General features: G+C 62.5%; 14 protein-coding genes. 12 read left to right on the forward strand and 2 right to left on the reverse strand.

Annotated elements, in window-relative coordinates; translation table 11 throughout:
• Nucleotides 1–10 precede the first annotated feature (10 nt).
• From HFO71_RS09485 to HFO71_RS09520, 8 genes are all read left to right on the forward strand, one after another.
• Nucleotides 11–202 (forward strand): membrane protein, encoded by a 192-nt coding sequence (locus HFO71_RS09485; protein WP_020048688.1) that lies wholly within the window; start codon nt 11–13, stop codon nt 200–202.
• A gap of 360 nt (nt 203–562) precedes the next feature.
• Nucleotides 563–1,519, forward strand: a complete 957-nt coding sequence (locus HFO71_RS09490) for a glycine--tRNA ligase subunit alpha (RefSeq protein ID WP_077976583.1) — start codon at nt 563–565, stop codon at nt 1,517–1,519.
• Between the two features lie 139 nt (nt 1,520–1,658).
• Nucleotides 1,659–2,210 (forward strand): LemA family protein, encoded by a 552-nt coding sequence (locus HFO71_RS09495; RefSeq protein WP_077976582.1) that lies wholly within the window; start codon nt 1,659–1,661, stop codon nt 2,208–2,210.
• Between the two features lie 172 nt (nt 2,211–2,382).
• Nucleotides 2,383–3,645 carry a 3-phosphoshikimate 1-carboxyvinyltransferase gene (gene aroA, locus HFO71_RS09500; protein WP_168338024.1) on the forward strand — a complete coding sequence of 421 codons (1,263 nt, stop codon included), beginning with the start codon at nt 2,383–2,385 and terminating at the stop codon, nt 3,643–3,645.
• Nucleotides 3,646–3,683: 38 nt separating this feature from the next.
• Complete coding sequence (locus tag HFO71_RS09505) at nt 3,684–5,618, forward strand: DUF2207 domain-containing protein (protein WP_221979088.1); 1,935 nt, start codon at nt 3,684–3,686, stop codon at nt 5,616–5,618.
• Between the two features lie 65 nt (nt 5,619–5,683).
• A complete protein-coding gene (gene purD, locus HFO71_RS09510) occupies nt 5,684–6,961 on the forward strand; it encodes a phosphoribosylamine--glycine ligase (protein ID WP_221969714.1) in 1,278 nt (425 codons plus the stop codon).
• A gap of 99 nt (nt 6,962–7,060) precedes the next feature.
• Complete coding sequence (locus HFO71_RS09515) at nt 7,061–7,522, forward strand: plant virulence effector HPE1-like domain-containing protein (protein WP_131642428.1); 462 nt, start codon at nt 7,061–7,063, stop codon at nt 7,520–7,522.
• A 373-nt stretch (nt 7,523–7,895) separates the two neighbouring features.
• Nucleotides 7,896–9,719, forward strand: a complete 1,824-nt coding sequence (locus HFO71_RS09520; protein WP_221987919.1) for a methyl-accepting chemotaxis protein — start codon at nt 7,896–7,898, stop codon at nt 9,717–9,719.
• Nucleotides 9,720–9,799: 80 nt separating this feature from the next.
• Here the strand turns inward: HFO71_RS09520 and HFO71_RS09525 are convergent, their stop codons facing one another.
• Nucleotides 9,800–10,288, reverse strand: a complete 489-nt coding sequence (locus HFO71_RS09525; RefSeq protein WP_221969704.1) for a 2-thiouracil desulfurase family protein — start codon at nt 10,286–10,288, stop codon at nt 9,800–9,802.
• Nucleotides 10,289–10,586: 298 nt separating this feature from the next.
• The gene (glyS, locus tag HFO71_RS09530) at nt 10,587–12,701 is read right to left on the reverse strand and encodes a glycine--tRNA ligase subunit beta (RefSeq protein WP_221969702.1); all 2,115 of its coding nucleotides are present in this window, start codon (nt 12,699–12,701) and stop codon (nt 10,587–10,589) included.
• Nucleotides 12,702–12,920: 219 nt separating this feature from the next.
• Here glyS and HFO71_RS09535 point away from each other — a divergent pair, with 219 nt between their 5' ends.
• The 4 genes from HFO71_RS09535 (at nt 12,921) to HFO71_RS09550 (ending at nt 18,194) form a co-directional block, all read left to right on the forward strand.
• Entirely contained in the window at nt 12,921–15,230 is a 2,310-nt protein-coding gene (locus tag HFO71_RS09535; protein ID WP_170268266.1) for a Tex family protein, read from the forward strand.
• A gap of 133 nt (nt 15,231–15,363) precedes the next feature.
• Nucleotides 15,364–16,623: an SAM-dependent methyltransferase gene (locus HFO71_RS09540; protein ID WP_131642433.1), complete on the forward strand. Its 1,260-nt coding sequence runs from the start codon at nt 15,364–15,366 to the stop codon at nt 16,621–16,623.
• Between the two features lie 67 nt (nt 16,624–16,690).
• Nucleotides 16,691–17,272 carry a histidine phosphatase family protein gene (locus HFO71_RS09545; protein ID WP_017959209.1) on the forward strand — a complete coding sequence of 194 codons (582 nt, stop codon included), beginning with the start codon at nt 16,691–16,693 and terminating at the stop codon, nt 17,270–17,272.
• Between the two features lie 109 nt (nt 17,273–17,381).
• Nucleotides 17,382–18,194 carry a MipA/OmpV family protein gene (locus HFO71_RS09550; protein WP_017959210.1) on the forward strand — a complete coding sequence of 271 codons (813 nt, stop codon included), beginning with the start codon at nt 17,382–17,384 and terminating at the stop codon, nt 18,192–18,194.
• Nucleotides 18,195–18,314: the final 120 nt, after the last annotated feature.

The following is an 18,314-nucleotide window of genomic DNA, read 5'->3' on the forward strand; positions in this document are numbered from 1 at the left end:
AGAGAGGGGCATGGCACAGCTTATTACGATCCTGGTCCTGGTTTTCTCAGCCTGGTGGCTCTACCGCCGCTTCGTCTCCGATGCCCGCAAGCTCGCCGAAAAGTCGCGCCGCGCTGAAAAGGAGCGCCAGACCGGCGCGATCGGCACGCTGGTCAAGGACCCGGAGACGGGGGAATACCGGCTGAAGCGCGAGGGAGAATAAGAGGCCTCGCCACTCATCTGCCTCTCATCCGGCAGCGGCTCCGCAGTGCGGGCTTGTGACCCCGTCTGTCCTGCCGCACATCTCCCCACAGGTGGGGAGATCGGCAAGTGGCTAAGGCTTCCCCAAACAACGGAACGCCTGCGCGGAGCCGTTATGAAAGCCGGGACATTCCCCCCAGCCGATCTCCCCCCATGTGGGGGAGATGTCCGGCAGGACAGAGGGGGGTACCCCCGCAGCGCAGAAAGAATTTCTCTTCCCTATCGGCATTCGACGCCTCTCCGCCGCCGCAAAAGTCTTGACCCCCGACGCCCTCCATGGCACCTGTCGCGCCGATAAATCCCAAGCAATCGGTGCCGTTCGATGTCAGCTATCCCAGACCATATGAACCCGAAGCGCTCCTTCCAGGCGCTGATCCTGACCCTGCATAACTACTGGGCGGACAAGGGTTGCGCGGTGTTGCAGCCTTACGACATGGAAGTCGGCGCTGGCACCTTCCACCCGGCCACCACGCTGCGCGCCCTCGGCCCGAAACCGTGGAAGGCGGCCTATGTCCAGCCGTCGCGGCGCCCGTCCGACGGCCGCTATGGCGAAAACCCGAACCGGCTGCAGCATTATTACCAGTACCAGGTCATCCTGAAGCCGAACCCTGCGAATCTGCAGGAGCTCTATCTCGGCTCGCTGGCGGCGATCGGCCTCGATCCGCTGCTGCATGATATCCGCTTCGTGGAGGACGACTGGGAAAGCCCGACGCTCGGCGCCTGGGGCCTCGGCTGGGAGTGCTGGTGCGATGGCATGGAAGTCTCGCAGTTCACCTATTTCCAGCAGGTCTGCGGCATCGAATGCTCGCCGGTCGCCGGCGAACTGACCTATGGCCTCGAACGCCTCGCCATGTATGTCCAGGGCGTCGACAATGTCTATGATCTGAACTTCAACGGCCGCGACGGCGACGAGAAGATCAGCTATGGCGACGTCTTCCTGCAGGCCGAGCAGGAATATTCGCGCCATAATTTCGAATTCGCCAATACCGAGATGCTGCATCGCCACTTCGTCGATGCCGAGAAGGAATGCCGGGCGTTGCTCGATGCCGGCGCCCCCGGCGATAACGCAAACCAGCGCCTGCACAAATGCGTCTTCCCGGCCTATGACCAGTGCATCAAGGCAAGCCATGTCTTCAACCTGCTTGATGCCCGCGGCGTCATCTCGGTTACCGAGCGCCAGAGCTACATCCTGCGCGTGCGTACGCTCGCCAAGGCCTGTGGCGAAGCCTTCCTGCTGACCGACGCCGGCGGCGTCAACCTGGGCAAAGAAGCGGCATAACGCAACAGCTCGCCAGCCGTATCGTCCATATAAACGGCTGGTCGGGCACCCCGAATCCTCACGGATATCGGCGTTTGACGGCAGCCGGCAAAACCGCTTAGTCTCCGCCTCAACTTTACTTCGCTGCGGGGGATTCGCGATGTATATTGCGCTTGGCGTCATCGTTCTGGTCGCGCTCTATCTCGTCTTCGTCTACAACGGCCTGGTTCGCGCGCGGCAGATGGCGGAAGAAGCCTGGTCGGGCATCGACGTCCAACTCAAGCGCCGCGCCGACCTGATCCCGAACCTGATCGAGACGGTCAAGGGTTATGCCGCCCATGAAAAGTCGACGCTCGAAGAGGTGGTTGAGCTCCGCAACAAGGCGCAGGCCGTGCCATCAGGCGATGTCGCGGGCAGGGCGCAGGCGGAAGGGCTGCTTGGCCAGGCGCTCGGCCGGGTCATCGCGCTCGCCGAGGCCTACCCGGATCTTAAGGCCAATGAGAATTTTGCCGAGCTGCAGGCCTCGCTGGAAACCATGGAAGGCGAGCTGCAGATGGCGCGGCGTTATTACAACGGTGCCGCCCGCGACCTGAACGTCAAGGTCGAAAGTTTTCCGTCCAATCTCGTCGCCGGCCAGTTCGGTTTTGCCAAGCGGGAATATTTCGAAATCACCAACGAGGCCGACCGCGCCGTTCCCACCGTGAAATTCTGACGATCCGGCATTTTGCCTTTGCGAGAAAGCGATTAAGAGCAAGGGCAGATCGCGGCCGGCTAGAGCATGTCGCGCAAAAGTGTGCAGCGGTTTTGCGATAACGACATGCGCAAAACCAAAGACCTAAAGCGCGGCAAGCGCTTTAGGGTCGCCCTATGGACGGAAGAACAGCATGACACGCACAGCCAAACTCACGATCATCCCGCCGGGCAGGCCGCTTTCGGGCCGCGCCATGCCGCCGGGCTCCAAGTCGATTACCAATCGCGCGCTTCTGCTCGCCGGTCTTGCAAAGGGAACGAGCCGGCTGACCGGGGCGCTGAAGAGCGACGATACGCGTTATATGGCCGAAGCGCTGCGCGCCATGGGTGTTGCGATCGACGAGCCTGACGATACCAGCTTCGTCGTCACCGGCAGCGGCAGGCTGCTGGCGCCGAAAGCGCCGCTCTTCCTCGGCAATGCCGGCACGGCGACCCGCTTCCTGACGGCGGCTGCGGCTTTGGTCGACGGCACCGTCATCGTCGATGGCGACGAGCATATGCGCAAGCGCCCGATCGGCCCGCTGGTCGAGGCGATGCGCACGCTCGGCATCGACGTCACCGCCGAGACTGGCTGCCCGCCGGTCACCGTCAGGGGCACCGGCCGCTTTGAGGCCGACCGAATCCTGATCGATGGCGGCCTGTCCAGCCAATATGTTTCGGCGCTGCTGATGATGGCGGCCGGCGGCGACCGTCCTGTCGATATCGAACTCGTCGGTGAGGATATCGGCGCGCTTGGCTATATCGATCTCACGACGGCGGCGATGAAGGCCTTCGGCGCCAAGGTCGAAAAGACCAGTCCCGTCATCTGGCGCGTCGAGCCGACCGGCTACCGGGCCGCCGATTTCATCGTCGAGCCGGATGCATCCGCCGCGACCTATCTCTGGGCGGCCGAAGTGCTGAGTGGTGGCAAGATCGATCTCGGCGTGCCGAACGATGCCTTCACCCAGCCGGATGCCAAGGCCTACGAGGCGATCGCCAAATTCCCGCATCTGCCGGCTAAAATCGACGGCTCGCAGATGCAGGATGCGGTTCCGACGATCGCGGTGCTTGCCGCTTTCAATGAGACGCCGGTCCGCTTCGTTGGCATCGCCAATCTGCGAGTCAAGGAATGCGACCGCATCCGCGCCCTGTCCACGGGGCTCAACAACATCCGCGGAGGCCTGGCCGTCGAGGACGGCGACGATCTGATCGTCCATTCCGATCCTGCTCTCGCCGGTCAGACGCTGCCGGCGGAGATCGACAGCTTCGCCGATCACCGCATCGCCATGAGTTTCGCACTCGCCGCGCTGAAGATCGACGGCATCACCATTCTCGATCCCGACTGCGTCGGCAAGACCTTCCCCGCCTACTGGCGGACACTGGCAGCACTTGGCGTGACCTATCAGGACCAAGATTGACGAAACACGCAGCCGAGGCTGCCGGCGGGGAGACAGGGATGGGGCGTCGGTTTTTCGGATTTTGCTTTGCACTCCTGTTGATGCTTGCCGCCACCGCGGCCTTTGCCGCCGAGGTGATCGACAGTTTCGCCTCCGATATCACGCTCGACAAGAACGGCGCGATGTCGGTGACGGAGACGATCACCGTCAATGCCGAGGGAAATCAGATCAACCACGGCATCTTCCGTGACTTCCCGCTCTATTTCAGCGATGCCGCGGGCCGTCGCCGCAGCGTCGATTTCGATATGGTCTCGGTCCAGCGCGATGGCGAGGACGAGCCCTGGCACACCGAATCGATATCAGGCGGTATCCGCATCTATGCCGGTTCTGCCGATGTGACGGTAACGCCGGGCCGTCATCGATATGTCTTCACTTACAGGACCAATCGCCAGATCCGTTATTTCGACGATCATGACGAACTCTATTGGAACGTCACCGGCAATGGCTGGATCTTCCCCATCCGCTTGGCCACCGCGGCGGTGAAGCTGCCGCCCGGCGTCGGCGCGACGGAGACGATCTTCTTCACCGGCCCCGAGGGCGCGACGGGAAAGAATGCCCGCGCCAGCGAGACCGGCGCCGGGCTGGTCTTTTCCACCACCATGCCCCTTGGCCCCAACGAAGGCCTGACCTTTGCAATCCGCATGCCGAAAGGGTCGATCGATCCGCCGAGCGCGGACATGGAAAGCACATGGTGGTTGAAGGACAACCGCAATTATTTCATCGGCTTCGGCGGCCTGATCCTCGTTTTCGCTTACTACACCCGCTCCTGGCTGAAGGTCGGCCGTGATCCCGCCCGTGGTGTCGTCGTGCCGCGCTGGGACGCGCCTGACGGCATCTCGCCGGCGCTGGTCAACTACATCGACAATAAGGGCTTCTCCGGCGAGGGCTGGACGGCGCTGTCCGCCACCGCGCTCAATCTTGCCGTCCGCGGTTACGTCAAGCTGGAAGACCTGAAGAACTCGATCGTCATCCAAGGCACCGGCAAGCCGCTCGGCAAGGAGAAGTTCCAGGCCGGCGAGATCGAATTGCTGAGAGTTGCCGGCGGAGCCGGCGCGACGCTGACGATCGACAAGGCCAATGGCGAGCGGGTGAAGTCCGTCGGCCAGGCATTCCGCTCGGCGATCGAGAAGGAGCATCGCGGCAAATATTACAATTCCAACCTGATCTATACCGCAGGCGGCATCGCGCTCAGTGCCGCGGCCCTGGTGATCCTGTTCGTCTTCGGTTCGCTGGAGCCCGACACCATCGCGGTGATGCTGATCCCGATCGTCATCTCGGTCTTCGTTTCGGTCTTCGTCGCCGGCCTCGTCAGGTCGCTGCATCGCGGCAAGTCGCTGTTCGGCAAGATCATCGCCATCATCTCCGCCGCGATCGGCGTCTTCGTCGGCATCAGCATCCTGGCGACCATGGGGCTGGCGCTTGCCTCCTCCTTGGTGGAACTGCACGAAACGCCGATGCTCTTTGCTGTCGGCGGCATCGTGCTTTTGAACATCCTCTATTTTTTCATCATGGGCGCGCCGACCCCGCTCGGCGCCAAGATGATGGACGGCATAGACGGCCTGCGCCAATATCTGACGCTTGCCGAAAAAGACCGGATGAACACGGCTGGCGCCCCGGAAATGTCGCCGCGGCATTTCGAGACGCTGCTGCCCTATGCGGTGGCGCTCGGCGTCGAAAAGCCCTGGTCGCGCACCTTCGAAACCTGGCTTGCGGCAGCTGCTGCCGGCGCGGCTGCCGCCTATGCGCCCGCCTGGTATTCCGGCAACTTCAACAGTGGCAGCTTCTCCGATCGCATAGGCGGCTTTTCCTCGTCGATGGCCTCGACCATCGCGTCGACAATTCCCGCGCCACCGCCGTCGAGCTCATCCTCCGGTTTTTCCGGCGGCGGCTCGTCCGGCGGCGGTGGTGGAGGCGGTGGGGGCGGGGGCTGGTAAGCTTTCCTGCTTGACCTTTCGGCCCCTGGCCCTTAACCGCCAGACAGAAAAGGAAAGGGTGGCGCATGAAGGTTCTGTTGATCGGATCGGGCGGACGCGAGCACGCACTCGCCTGGAAGCTGGCGCAATCGCCGTTGATGAGCGAATTCTATGCCGCGCCCGGCAATCCCGGCATTGCCGAACATGCCATCCTCGTGCCCTTGAATATCGAGGATCACGAAGCGGTCGCGGCCTTCTGCAAGGACAAGGCGATCGATTTCGTCGTCGTCGGCCCGGAGGCGCCGCTGGTTGCCGGCCTCGCCGACCGGCTGCGCGCCGATGGCCTGGCGGTCTTCGGTCCTTCCGCTGCCGCCGCCCAGCTCGAGGGTTCCAAGGGCTTCACCAAGGATATCTGCGCCCGCTACGATATTCCGACAGGCGCCTACCAGCGCTTCAACAATGGACCGAAGGCGAAAGCCTATATCCGCGCCGAGGGCGTGCCGATCGTCGTCAAGGCCGACGGCCTTGCCGCCGGCAAGGGCGTGACCGTCGCGATGACGCTCGATGAAGCATTGGCCGCCGTCGACGACTGCTTCGAGGGTGCCTTTGGCGCTGCCGGCGCCGAAGTCGTCGTCGAAGCCTATCTCGATGGCGAGGAGGCGAGCTTCTTCTGTCTCTGCGATGGCAAAAATGCGCTGCCGCTCGCAACCGCCCAGGATCACAAGCGGGTGGGCGAGGGCGATACCGGCGTCAATACCGGCGGTATGGGCGCCTATTCGCCGGCGCCTGTCATGACCGCCGAAATGGTCGAGCGGACGATGAAGGAGATCATCGAACCGACGATGCGCGGCATGGCCGAAAGCGGCCATCCCTTCTCCGGCGTCTTTTTCGCCGGGCTGATGATCACCAAGAAGGGGCCGGAGCTGATCGAATACAATGTCCGCTTCGGCGATCCCGAATGCCAGGTGCTGATGATGCGGTTGAAGAGCGATCTCCTGCCGCTGCTGCTCGCCACCGCCCACGGCACGTTGGATCAGGTCAACGCCGAATGGAGCGACGATCCGGCACTGACGGTGGTCATGGCCTCGAAGGGTTATCCCGGCGCCTACGAGAAGAATACACCGATCCTCTCCCTGCCCGACGCAGGCGAGGGTGAGAAGGTGTTTCATGCCGGCACGGGTCTGAAGGATGGCGCATTGGTTGCGACCGGCGGCCGCGTGCTGAGCGTCACCGCGTCAGGCGGCACGGTCGCCGAGGCCAAGGACCGCGCCTATGCGCTGCTTGACAAGGTGAGATGGGAAAACGGCTTCTGCCGGCGCGACATCGGTTGGCGGGCGATCGAGCGCGAAAGCGGCTTGGAATGAGTATAAACCGCCGCGTTCTTTAAATTTTTACCCTTTCCCCTGACGGGATGGAAACAAAGCTGCGCTAATTTGCTCCGAAGGTGAGACGGAGTAACTTTGATGCGTCAGATTTTCCTCGGTGCGGCAATCCTGCTGATGGCAGGTTCTGCAATGGCGTCCTCGATAGAGGTGGTTAGCAAGACCGCGTCGTCCGCTGAAGGCAGCATCGTCACCGAAAGCTGCGCCCATTGCCCGCCACTCCAGGCCGAGCTGACCAAGAGGGACTATACGGTGCCGGAGCTCAAGCCTGGCGTCCTCCAGGCGAGTGAAATCCGAGATGTCGGCGGCGAAAAGAAGATCTATCGTACCGAAGGCTGGATGGGCGGCTCGCCCGTCGTCTTCGTCAGCAAGGCGACCCCGGAAGCGATGCTTGCCGCGGCGCCTTCCGCCCCGCCTGTCGACGGCATCGACATGAATGCGACGACGGCGGCCGTCATCGGCGGCGACGCCAAGCCCGTTGCCGCCGGCATGGCGGAACAACCGGCAGCCCTTAACGTTTCCGAATTCAAGCTGCGTTTCTAAAGCATGTCGCGCAAAAGTGCGCGGCGCTTTAAAACCAAAATTCCCTGCCCCTGCCTGATCAAGGTTTCGATCGATTGGGGTTCCACCACCGGTGGACCGAATGCACCCTCGATGAGCAGCGAGGGTGCATTCTTGTTTTGATATGCTGAGATCCGGCGGTTTTGCTTTGTAAATTACCCCTCGATTTTTAGGGAAACTCGCGCCGCGATCAATAAAGTTAAAGCTTTTTTATAGGGTGAGCATCAAATTGTTCCTTACCCGGTCGCAGCATGTTTGTTCTAGCAGCGGTAGACGCGTCCTCTCTTTGGCGCGCTCGCACAGGCGGTAGAAAACCGCACCGGAATGCAGCCATCCATTCCCGTTGCGAGGCGTCATGAAAAATTTGAAGATATCGAAGCAGCTCATATTGCTGGTCGTCGGCCTGATGATCGCCTTTGCGATCGCCACCTCCCTGCAGATCCGCTCCTCGGTCGATGCGATCTACAAGGAGCGTTACGACATGCTGCGCGCCGAGGTTCAGTCGGCGGTCTCCGTTCTCAAGCTTTACCAGGCCAAGGTCACATCAGGCGAAATGACGCTGGAGGATGCCCAGAAGCAGGCCTACACCACCGTCAACGGGATGAAATACGATCCGGACGGCTATTTCTTCGGCTATAGCTACGACGTCCAGATGATGTTCCATTACGACGCTGCGAAAGTCGGGCAGAACCTGAAGGCTCAGCCGGACAGCAAGGGCAAGCTCTATCGCGAAGAGCTGGTTAAGCTCGGGCAGCAGCGCGGTGGTCTCGTCGAATATTATTCCACCAGCAAGCCGGGCCAGCCGGCCGGCGATTACCGCAAGACGGCCTATGGGCAGGCCTTCGAACCCTGGAAGGTCGTCGTCGTCACCGGCGTCTACATGGACGATCTCGATACTCAGGTAAACAGGACGATCCTGACTGCACTGTCCGGCAGCATCGTCCTGTTCTTCCTTGCCATGGCCGCCGCCTACTTCGTCATCCGCGGCATATCGGGACCTCTCAACAACGTCCATGCCGCTCTGAAGGCTGTCGCCGAAGAGGATGTTTCGATCGCCATCCCGCATATCGGCATGAACAATGAAGTGGGCATGATGGCCAAGGCGACGCAGTCGCTGCAGGAAAAGATCAGGGAACGCCATGCGATGTCCGATCGCGAGGCGGCCCAACAGCTGGCGCTGGAAAGCGAGCGCGAAAACAATCTGCGCCGGCAGCAGGACGAAGCTACGCTGCAGGCGCGGGTGGTGACGACGATCGGCCAGGCGCTGGAGATGATCGCCCGCGGCGATCTCACCGTCCGCTGCGCCGATCTCGGCCAGAAATACGCCGCCCTTCGCGATAACTTCAACGATGCGCTGTCGCATCTCGAAGCCGCCATGGCCAAGGTCAGCGCCAAGGGCACCGATATCGGCACCAGCAAGGAAGAGATCCGCCGCGCTTCCAACGAGCTGTCGCAGCGCACCGAGCGCCAGGCCGCCAGCCTGGAAGAAACCTCAGCCGCACTCGATGAACTGACCGTCGCCGTCCGCCAGACCGCCGATGGCGCCCATGAAGCCAGCAAACGCGTCCACTCGGTCAGCACCGAGGCGACCCACAGCGATGCGATCGTCACCCAGGCGATCGAGGCGATGAGCGGCATCGAGAAGTCGTCGTCGGAGATCACCAAGATCATCGGCGTCATCGACGAGATCGCCTTCCAGACCAATCTGCTGGCGCTGAATGCCGGCGTCGAGGCAGCGCGCGCCGGTGAAAGCGGCAAGGGTTTTGCGGTTGTCGCCCAGGAAGTCCGTGAGCTTGCCCAGCGCTCCGCCGCTGCGGCCAAGGAGATCAAGGATCAGATCGCCCGCTCCTCCAGCCAGGTCGACCACGGCGTCCGTCTGGTCGGCGAGGCAGGCGAGGCGCTGAAGCGCATCTCCGACCAGATCAAAGCCGCCAATGAGATCGTCGCCAAGATCGCCCACAGCGCCTCCGAACAGGATACGACGCTGCGCTCGATCTCCTCGTCGATGAACCAGCTCGATGCCGCCACCCAGCAGAATGCCGCCATGGCCGAGGAGACCACGGCATCGGCCGAAACACTCGCCAGCGATACCGACGAGCTGATCGACCTCATCCGCGGCTTCCGCGTCAGTGGGGCCAACACAGCTACCGCTGCACATCAGGGTCGCCGCGCCGCATAAACGGCGCGGGAACAATAAGAAATTTTATCACCAAATTCTTAGCGGCCGTCGGTTCTCCGGCGGCCGTGCCATTTTGAAGCTCATCGCGCGATACGTTCGATCAACAGTTCGATTTCGCGATCGGAAAACACTTCGACACCGGCTGCTTTCAGCGCCGCCGCCGTCACGCCATTACCGGCCTGCTTGCGGCCGGAAAACGTGCCGTCATAAATGAAACCGGATCCGCAGGACGGGCTGCCGTCGATGAGCAGCGCATAGTGGCAGCCGGTCTGCCTCGCGAGCGCCACGGCATTCTTTGCTGCCCGCAGGAACTCTTCCGTTACGTCGGCGCCCGTCAGCTCGACAACCCGCGCCTTGCCGGCCAGCACCTCTTCGCCGCTTGCCGCCTCTGCGATCTCCGCCGGCGGCCGCGGCACCGTCATGCCCGCCGACATCTCCGGACAGATCGTCACCAGCCGGCCCTCGGCCCGCCATGTCTCGATCGCCGGATGAAGCAACGGCTTCGCTCGCCCGTCATACCGAACGGCGTGGCCCATGAGACAGGCGCTGACGAGAATCTTGCTCTGCATGTCTCTTGAATAGCGCCGCGGCGGCGGCAATGCCAGCGTTGGATAGCCGCTCTTCAAGGGGTAACGACTGCACCAGCCCCTCATCCGCCTGCCGGCACCTTCTCCCCGCTCGCGGGGCGAAGGGGATAGCCGCAACCTCTCCGTTCCTCGCCCACCTCTCGTAGGGCACGTTCCCTCGCCCCGTTACGGGGAGAGGGTTAGGGTGAGGGGCAGATGTTTTTGAGACGGCGCAACATCGGCGCCAAACGTATTTAACGCCAGCACCCACGTGGCAAGCGCCGCGTGCGTACTGGCAACATCACCCCGAAATCTTCGAGAAATCCGCAACCGTCCCCGTCGCCTCGCGGATCAGCCGCAGCAAAGCGAGACGGTTGGCGCGGATGGCGGCGTCCTCGTCGTTGACGAGTACCTCTTCGAAGAAGCGGTCGACCGGGCCGCGCAGCTTGGAGAGCGCTTCCATCGCCGAGCGGAAATCCTCACCGGCAACGGCGTCCGAGGCATCCTTCGAGGCGCTGGAGATTGCGGTGAAGAGCTCCTTCTCGGCATCGAGCTTCAGAAGCGCTGGCGAAACGCCGTCGGCGATCACGGTGCCCTTCTTTTCCTCGGCGGCGAGCAGCTGCGTCGCGCGTTTGGTGCCGGCAAGCAGGTTCTTGCCGTCTTCCGAGGTGATGAAGGCCGTCAGCGCTTCGACGCGGCGCGCCACCATCAACAGGTCGTCGGCATCAGGCGTCAGCACGGCGTCGATCAGATCGTGGCGGGCGCCCTGGTCGCGCAGATAGACCTTGAGACGGTCGTGGAAGAAGGAGAGCAGGTCGCCATCCCTGGTCGTTGCCATCAGCGGCAGGCGGATCCTTCGCTCGAGCAGGATCCTGACGACACCGAGTGCAGCGCGGCGCAGCGCAAACGGATCCTTCGACCCGGTCGGCTTTTCTTCGATCCCCCAGAAGCCGATCAGCGTATCGAGCTTGTCGGCAAGGGCGATGGTGATCGCCACTCTGTCCTCCGGCACGCGGTCCGACGGACCCTGGGGCTTGTAGTGGTCCTCGATCGCTGCGGCAACGGAGGCATTCTCGCCCTGCAGCACTGCATATTTGCGGCCCATCAAGCCCTGCAGCTCCGGGAATTCGCCGACGGCTTCGGTGCGCAGATCGGCCTTGGCGAGCACGGCGGCGCGATCGATGAGAGCCGCGTCGGCGCCGGTGATATCAGCCAATTCCTTGGCCAGCGTGCGGATGCGGGCGACGCGTGCGCCCTGCGTGCCGAGCTTGGCATGGAAGGTCACATTGAGCGCATCGAGCTTGGCCATGCGCTGGTCGAGCGGCTTGTTGATGTCGAGGCCGAACTTTGCCGCCGAAGCCGTGAGCGTATCGAGATCCGGCAGATTGCCCTGGTCGCGCTTCCAGAAATGCAGCGCATCGGAAAGCCTTGCCCGCACCACCTTGCCGTTGCCGTGGACGATTTCCTTGCCGCCGTCGCTTGCCTGGATGTTGGAGACGAGGATGAACTTGTTCGACAGCGTCTCGCTGCCGCTCGCGCGCGTCACGAAACATTTCTGGTTGGTCTTGATCGTCAGCCGGATGATTTCGGAGGGGATCGAGAGATAATCCTCCTCGAAACTGCCCATCAGCACCTGCGGCAATTCGACGAGGCCGGAGACTTCTTCCAGCAGACCTTCGTCTTCCACCAGCTCCAGCCCGTTGGCAAAGGCGATGTCGCGGGCATCGTGCAGGATGATGTCTTTGCGTCGCTCGGCGTCGAGGATGACCTTCGCCTTTTCCAGGTTCGCCGCATAATCGTCGAAGCGCCGCACGGTGATCGCCTCGGGCGCATGGAAGCGATGGCCGTAGGTGATGTTGGAAGCGGTGATGCCGTCGATCTCGAAGGGGATGACGGTAGTCTCTTCATGCTCCGGGCCGAAGGTACAGACGATCGACTGCAGCGGCCGCACCCAGCGCAGGGCGCCGGGCTTCGACGAGGCCTTGCCCCAGCGCATCGATTTCGGCCAGGGAAAATCTCGGATGATGCCGGGCATAATATCGCTGACAATCTCTTCCGTCGCGCGGCCGGGCTTGGAGATGACCGCGACGTAGAAATCGCCCTTCTTCGGATCGCTCACCACCTGCGCCTCGGAAACCGAGGAAAGCCCGGCGCCGCGCAAAAAGCCTTCAATCGCCTTCTCGTTGGCGTCGGTGCGCGGTCCCTTGCGTTCCTCGCGCACATCGGCGGAGCGTGCCGTCAGGCCATGGATGTCGAGCGCAAGCCGCCGCGGCGTCCAGTATTCGCGTGCGCCCTCGTAGGACAGACCCGCTTCGACAAGCGCATCGGTGACGAGCTTCTTCAGGTCGCCGGCAGCCTTGCGCTGCATGCGGGCCGGAATCTCTTCGGAGCGGAGTTCGAGAAGAAGGTTTGGCATGTCGAATTTCCTTGCCTCCCGCGACAGGGGAGGGATGGCATAGGCGCCGGGTCAAAACGTTGCTTCTGCTAGCAAAGAATGGCGCATCTGCACAACCGCAAAATCGCCGTCTTTCCGGCCTGCTTATCCTGTGGATCGGCGCTCGGCCGTAAACTCCAACATTGCCTTGCCGCTTTTCGCCGCTATGGTCCCGCCACCTCTGACGAAACAGGAAATCTCATGGCCGCAGACCTCCGTTTTCTCGCAGCCCGCATCTCCGCCGAAATCAACGCCCGGCCCGAACAGGCCAAAGCCGCCATCGAGCTGCTCGACGAGGGCGCAACCGTGCCCTTCATCGCCCGTTACCGCAAGGAAGTGACGGGTGGGCTGGATGATACGCAGCTGCGCAATCTCGCCGAGCGGCTGGTGTATCTGCGCGAACTCGAAGCCCGGCGCGACGCGATCGTCGAATCGATTACCGGCCAGGGCAAGATGACCGACGAGCTGATGGTGAAGGTCGCAGGCGCCGAAACCAAGGCCGAGCTGGAAGATCTCTACCTGCCCTACAAGCCGAAGCGCCGCACGCGGGCCGAAATCGCCCGCGAACGCGGCCTCGGCCCGCTCGCCGAGACGATCCTTGCCGACCGCGCCAGGGAACCGGCGGCATTGGCCGAAGGCTTCATCACAGCTGATGTGCCCGATGTGAAGACGGCGCTGGAAGGCGCGCGCGACATCATCGCCGAAGGCATTGCCGAAAATGCCGACCTGCTCGGCAAGCTGCGCGCCCATATGCGCCAGGCCTCGCTGCTGAAGGCGAAAGTCGTCGACGGCAAGCAGGCGACGGGCGAGAAGTTTTCCGACTATTTCGACCATTCCGAACGCTGGGCGACCGCCCCCGGCCACCGCGCGCTCGCCATGCTGCGCGGCTGGAACGAGGAGGTGCTGACGCTGACGATCGAGGCCGACGCCGAGACGACTTCTCCGAACAAGCCGGTCGAACGCATGATCGTGGCGGCCTACGAGATCGGTACGAGCCGTCCCGGCGACCGCTGGCTGATGGAGGTCGCAAGCTGGACCTGGCGCGTCAAGCTTTCCATGTCGCTCTCGCTCGACCTGATGCGGGAACTGCGCGAAAGGGCCGAAGAGGAGGCGATCCATGTCTTCGCCCGCAATCTCAAGGACCTGCTTTTGGCAGCGCCCGCCGGCTCGCGCGCGACGATGGGTCTCGACCCCGGCATCCGCACTGGCGTCAAGGTCGCCGTCGTCGACGGCACCGGCAAGGTGGTGGCGACATCGACCGTCTATCCCTTCCAGCCGAGGAACGATGTGCGCGGTGCCCAGGTCGAGCTCGCATCGCTGGTCCGCAAGCACAATGTCGAGCTGATCTCGATCGGCAACGGCACCGGCAGCCGCGAAACCGAAAAGCTGGTGGCCGACATGCTGGCCGAGTTGCCGGCGCCGAAGCCGACCAAGGTCATCGTGTCGGAAGCCGGCGCCTCGGTCTATTCCGCCTCGGCGACCGCAGCGGCAGAATTCCCCGATCTCGACGTGTCGCTGCGCGGCGCCGTCTCCATCGCGCGGCGCCTGCAGGATCCGCTGGCCGAACTCGTCAAGATCGAGCCGAAGTCGATCGGCGTCGGCCAATATCAGCATGACGTCGACCAGCAGAAGCTGTCGCGTTCGCTCGATGCCGTGGTGGAAGACGCGGTGAATGCCGTCGGTGTCGACCTCAACACGGCGTCAGCGCCGCTGCTCGCGCGTGTCTCCGGCCTCGGCCCGTCGATCGCCGACGCTATCGTCCGCCACCGCGACAGCGAGGGCCGTTTCGAGACGCGAAAGGATCTCCTGAAGGTCGCCAGATTGGGCGGCCGCACCTTCGAGCAATGCGCCGGGTTCCTGCGCATTCCCAACGGCAAGGAGCCGCTCGATTCCTCCTCGGTGCATCCGGAGGCCTATGGCGTCGCCAAGAAGATCGTCGCCGCCTGCGGCCGTGATCTGCGCGCGCTGATGGGCGATAGCGCCGTGTTGAAATCGGTCGATCCGCGCCAGTTTATCGACGAGAAATTCGGTCTGCCGACGGTCAGGGACATTATCGCAGAGCTGGAAAAGCCCGGCCGCGACCCGCGTCCGAGCTTCAAGACCGCGACCTTTGCCGAGGGAGTCAACGAAATTTCCGACCTGAAGCCCGGCATGGTGCTGGAAGGCACGGTGACCAACGTCGCCGCCTTCGGCGCCTTCGTCGATATCGGCGTGCACCAGGATGGTCTGGTGCACGTGTCCCAGCTTGCCGATCGTTTCGTCAAGGACCCTCACGACGTCGTCAAGGCCGGCGACGTCGTCAAGGTGCGTGTTGTTGAAGTCGATGCCAAGCGCAAGCGCATCGCTCTCTCGATGAAACGTGATGACGGCTCTTCAGCGCCGCCGCCGCGTGGTGATTCTCGCGGAAGTCAGGGTTCCCGGCCACAGAACGAGCGCCGGCCGGCGGCGCAGAAAGCCGAAAGCCAGGGTGCATTCGGTGCAGCACTTGCCGAAGCCATGAAGCGAAAATAAGGGTTTAGCCGGAATTTCGGCAAAAATGCAACAGTTTGGCAGCGTTCTGAGCGGAGTGCTAAATCCGGCGCTTGTAAGGCGAAAGAGAGCGATTAAGTTGATGTGACCATCCTGTCACATTTGCGAGGCGTCCATGGCGTCGGCATTCTTATCGATCGTCCAGCAAATCGTCCGCAAGGGTTCGTTGAAACTTACCCTTGCCAATGGCGAAACCCACATTATCGGCGACGGCACCGGTGAAACCGTTGTCGCCCGCCTTGCCGATCAGGAGGCCGAGGACGCCATCCGGCGCGACCCGACCATGAAGCTCGGCGAAATGTACATGCAAGGCCGGTTCATTCTCGAACAGGGCAACATCTATGATTTCCTGTCGCTGGTGAAGCAGAACACCACCAACGAGATCTTCGATTTCAAGATGGCGGCACTGCTCCTCGGCCGCATTGCCTGGCAGCAGCTGAAGAGCCGCGTGCCGGTCAATCGCAACAAGCACAATGTCGCCCATCATTACGACCTGTCGGCCAAGCTCTTCGATCTTTTCCTCGACGAGGACTGGCAATATTCCTGCGCCTATTTCGAGCCGCCGGGCATTGGTCTCGACGAGGCGCAGCTCGCCAAGAAGCGCCATATCGCCGCCAAGCTTCTGCTCGAGCCGAACCAGCGCATCCTGGAGATCGGCTCCGGCTGGGGCGGCATGGGCATGTACCTGACGGAGGCGACGGAAGGTGCCGAGTTCACCGGCATCACGCTGAGCGAGGAGCAGCTCAAGGTCTCGCGTGCGCGCGCCGAAAAGCGCGGCCTTGCCGACCGTGTGCGTTTCGAACTGCAGGACTACCGCACCATGACGGGCAGGAAGTTCGACCGTATCGTCTCGGTCGGCATGTTCGAACATGTCGGCATCGGCCACTACGGCAATTTCTTCCGCAAGGTATCGGATCTCCTCGATGACAACGGCGTCATGGTGCTGCATTCGATCGGCCGCCCCAAGCCGAGCTTCGGCACCAATGCCTTCATCGAGAAATACATTTTCCCGGGCGGCTACATCCCTTCCGTCGGCGAGGTCGTGCCGCCGCTTGAAAAGGCCGGGCTGCTGGTCAAGGATATCGAAATCCTGCCGCTGCATTATGCCTATACGCTGCGTCATTGGCGCGAGCGTTTCGTGGCGCGCAAGGCCGAAGCGGTGGCACTTTACGACGAGCAGTTCTTCCGCATGTGGGAATTCTATCTGGCGGGTTCCGAAATGGGCTTCCGCTGGGACGAGCTTTTCATCCTGCAGATCCAGATCGCCAAGAACCAGTTCGCCGTTCCCGACAATCGCAGTTACATTGCGCGGAATGAAGCGAAGTTGAAGGAATTCGAGGCGAGGCGCGCCCCGCTCGAAAAGGTGACATTCTGATCCCCCGGAAATGCCGCTTCCGCTGGCGATTTTGCCGAGGAGCCAATTCTCATGAAAGGTTGTGCCGATGAGCAGTGCGTTTCCCGAGATCTACCTGGTCCGCCACGGCGAAACCGAATGGAGCCTGTCGGGGCGGCATACCGGACGCAGCGATATTCCCTTGACGGCGAACGGCGAGGCCGCCGCCCGCAAACTCGCCGACCGGCTGGCGGGCCTTAGCTTCTCCGCCGTCTGGTCGAGCCCGTCCGAGCGGGCCCGCAAGACCTGCGCGCTCGCCGGGTTCGGATCGGGCGCGGTGATCAACGACGATCTCGCCGAATGGGACTACGGCTCTTATGAAGGCATCACCACCAAGGCGATCCTTGCCAACCGCCCCGGCTGGCAGCTCTTTCGCGACGGCTGCCCGAAGGGCGAATTCGCCGCCGATGTCGGCGATCGCGCCGACGCCGTGATTAGCGGACTTCGTCAAACGGCCGGCACCATCCTGGTCTTTTCGAGCTCGCATTTCCTGCGCGTCCTCGCCGCCCGCTGGCTCGGCCTGCCGCCGGAAGACGGCTCCCGTTTCGTACTCGATACGGCCAGCATCAGCGTGCTCGGCTACGAGCACGATCTGACCGAGCCGGTCATCCGCCGCTGGAACCAGCGGTAAAAACCAGACGCAGTCGTCTGCCTGGTTAACATTGGGGTAACGACATCAGGATAGATGTAGCGACCGCCGCCCTCCGCGGCTTTGTTTTTGCGTTTTCTGGAGTGTGGACGTGTCTCATCGATCAGTCGTATCGATCTCTTTGGCTATTGCCCTTTTATCTGCTGGCTCGGCGGCCGCCCAGGAAAGCGGCCAGCACTTCTGGTCCGGCGACTGGTATTTGAGCGTCGGCGTCGCTGGCTTCTCCGCCCCGAAATTCGAGGGCTCGTCGCACAATGAATTCAAGTTCAGCCCGTTGATCTCGGTCGGTCGCCAAGGCGCCGGCCCGCGTTTTTCCTCGCGCAACGACAATCCGTCCTTCGCCCTCATCGACAAGGGCGCTTTCCGCGCCGGCATCGTCGGCAGGTTCGTGCCGTCGCGCGATGACGGCGACGGCAGCGAGCTGAAGGGCTTGAAGAAGGTCAAATGGGGGGCGGAAGCCGGCGGTTTCGTCGAGGTCTACCCGACAGATTTCCTTCGTGCCCGCGCCGAAGTCCGCCAGGGCATCCGCTCGCATGACGGCATCGTCGCCGATCTCGCGGTCGATGCCTTCACCGATATCGCCCCCGACCTCCAGCTATCAGGCGGCCCGCGTGCGACCTTCGCCACCAGCGGCTATTACGACGCCTATTATGGCGTCAACGCCAAGCAGGCGGCGGCAAGCGGCCTTGATCCCTATAAGCCGTCGTCTGGCATCCAATCCTATGGCGCAGGCGCGGCGCTGACCTGGAAGGCGACGGAAAACCTCTCGGCAAGTTCCTTCCTCGAATATAAGCGGCTGGCAGGCCCTGCCGCCGACAGCAGCCTCGTGCGTGACCGCGGCTCGAAGAACCAGGTCCTGATCGGCGTCTCGGCGACCTACAAGTTCAATTTCTCACTGCAGTGATTGACGCGGCTGCGCATCCCATCTCAGATGCGCAGCGCTGTAATGCTTTGAATTGCCCTATAATTTCACCGTTGGATCAGAATCGATCCAACGGTGATGCAAATGGCAGTGCAATGATCG

Source organism: Rhizobium laguerreae (assembly GCF_019778565.1).
Taxonomy (GTDB): domain Bacteria; phylum Pseudomonadota; class Alphaproteobacteria; order Rhizobiales; family Rhizobiaceae; genus Rhizobium; species Rhizobium laguerreae.

Coding starts and splice junctions, on each gene's coding strand:
- HFO71_RS09485 (WP_020048688.1), top strand. CDS start 11: ATGGCACAGCTTATTACGATCCTGGTCCTGGTTTTCTCAGCCTGGTGG.
- HFO71_RS09490 (WP_077976583.1), top strand. CDS start 563: ATGTCAGCTATCCCAGACCATATGAACCCGAAGCGCTCCTTCCAGGCG.
- HFO71_RS09495 (WP_077976582.1), top strand. CDS start 1,659: ATGTATATTGCGCTTGGCGTCATCGTTCTGGTCGCGCTCTATCTCGTC.
- aroA (WP_168338024.1), top strand. CDS start 2,383: ATGACACGCACAGCCAAACTCACGATCATCCCGCCGGGCAGGCCGCTT.
- HFO71_RS09505 (WP_221979088.1), top strand. CDS start 3,684: ATGGGGCGTCGGTTTTTCGGATTTTGCTTTGCACTCCTGTTGATGCTT.
- purD (WP_221969714.1), top strand. CDS start 5,684: ATGAAGGTTCTGTTGATCGGATCGGGCGGACGCGAGCACGCACTCGCC.
- HFO71_RS09515 (WP_131642428.1), top strand. CDS start 7,061: ATGCGTCAGATTTTCCTCGGTGCGGCAATCCTGCTGATGGCAGGTTCT.
- HFO71_RS09520 (WP_221987919.1), top strand. CDS start 7,896: ATGAAAAATTTGAAGATATCGAAGCAGCTCATATTGCTGGTCGTCGGC.
- HFO71_RS09525 (WP_221969704.1), bottom strand. CDS start 10,288: ATGCAGAGCAAGATTCTCGTCAGCGCCTGTCTCATGGGCCACGCCGTT.
- glyS (WP_221969702.1), bottom strand. CDS start 12,701: ATGCCAAACCTTCTTCTCGAACTCCGCTCCGAAGAGATTCCGGCCCGC.
- HFO71_RS09535 (WP_170268266.1), top strand. CDS start 12,921: ATGGCCGCAGACCTCCGTTTTCTCGCAGCCCGCATCTCCGCCGAAATC.
- HFO71_RS09540 (WP_131642433.1), top strand. CDS start 15,364: ATGGCGTCGGCATTCTTATCGATCGTCCAGCAAATCGTCCGCAAGGGT.
- HFO71_RS09545 (WP_017959209.1), top strand. CDS start 16,691: ATGAGCAGTGCGTTTCCCGAGATCTACCTGGTCCGCCACGGCGAAACC.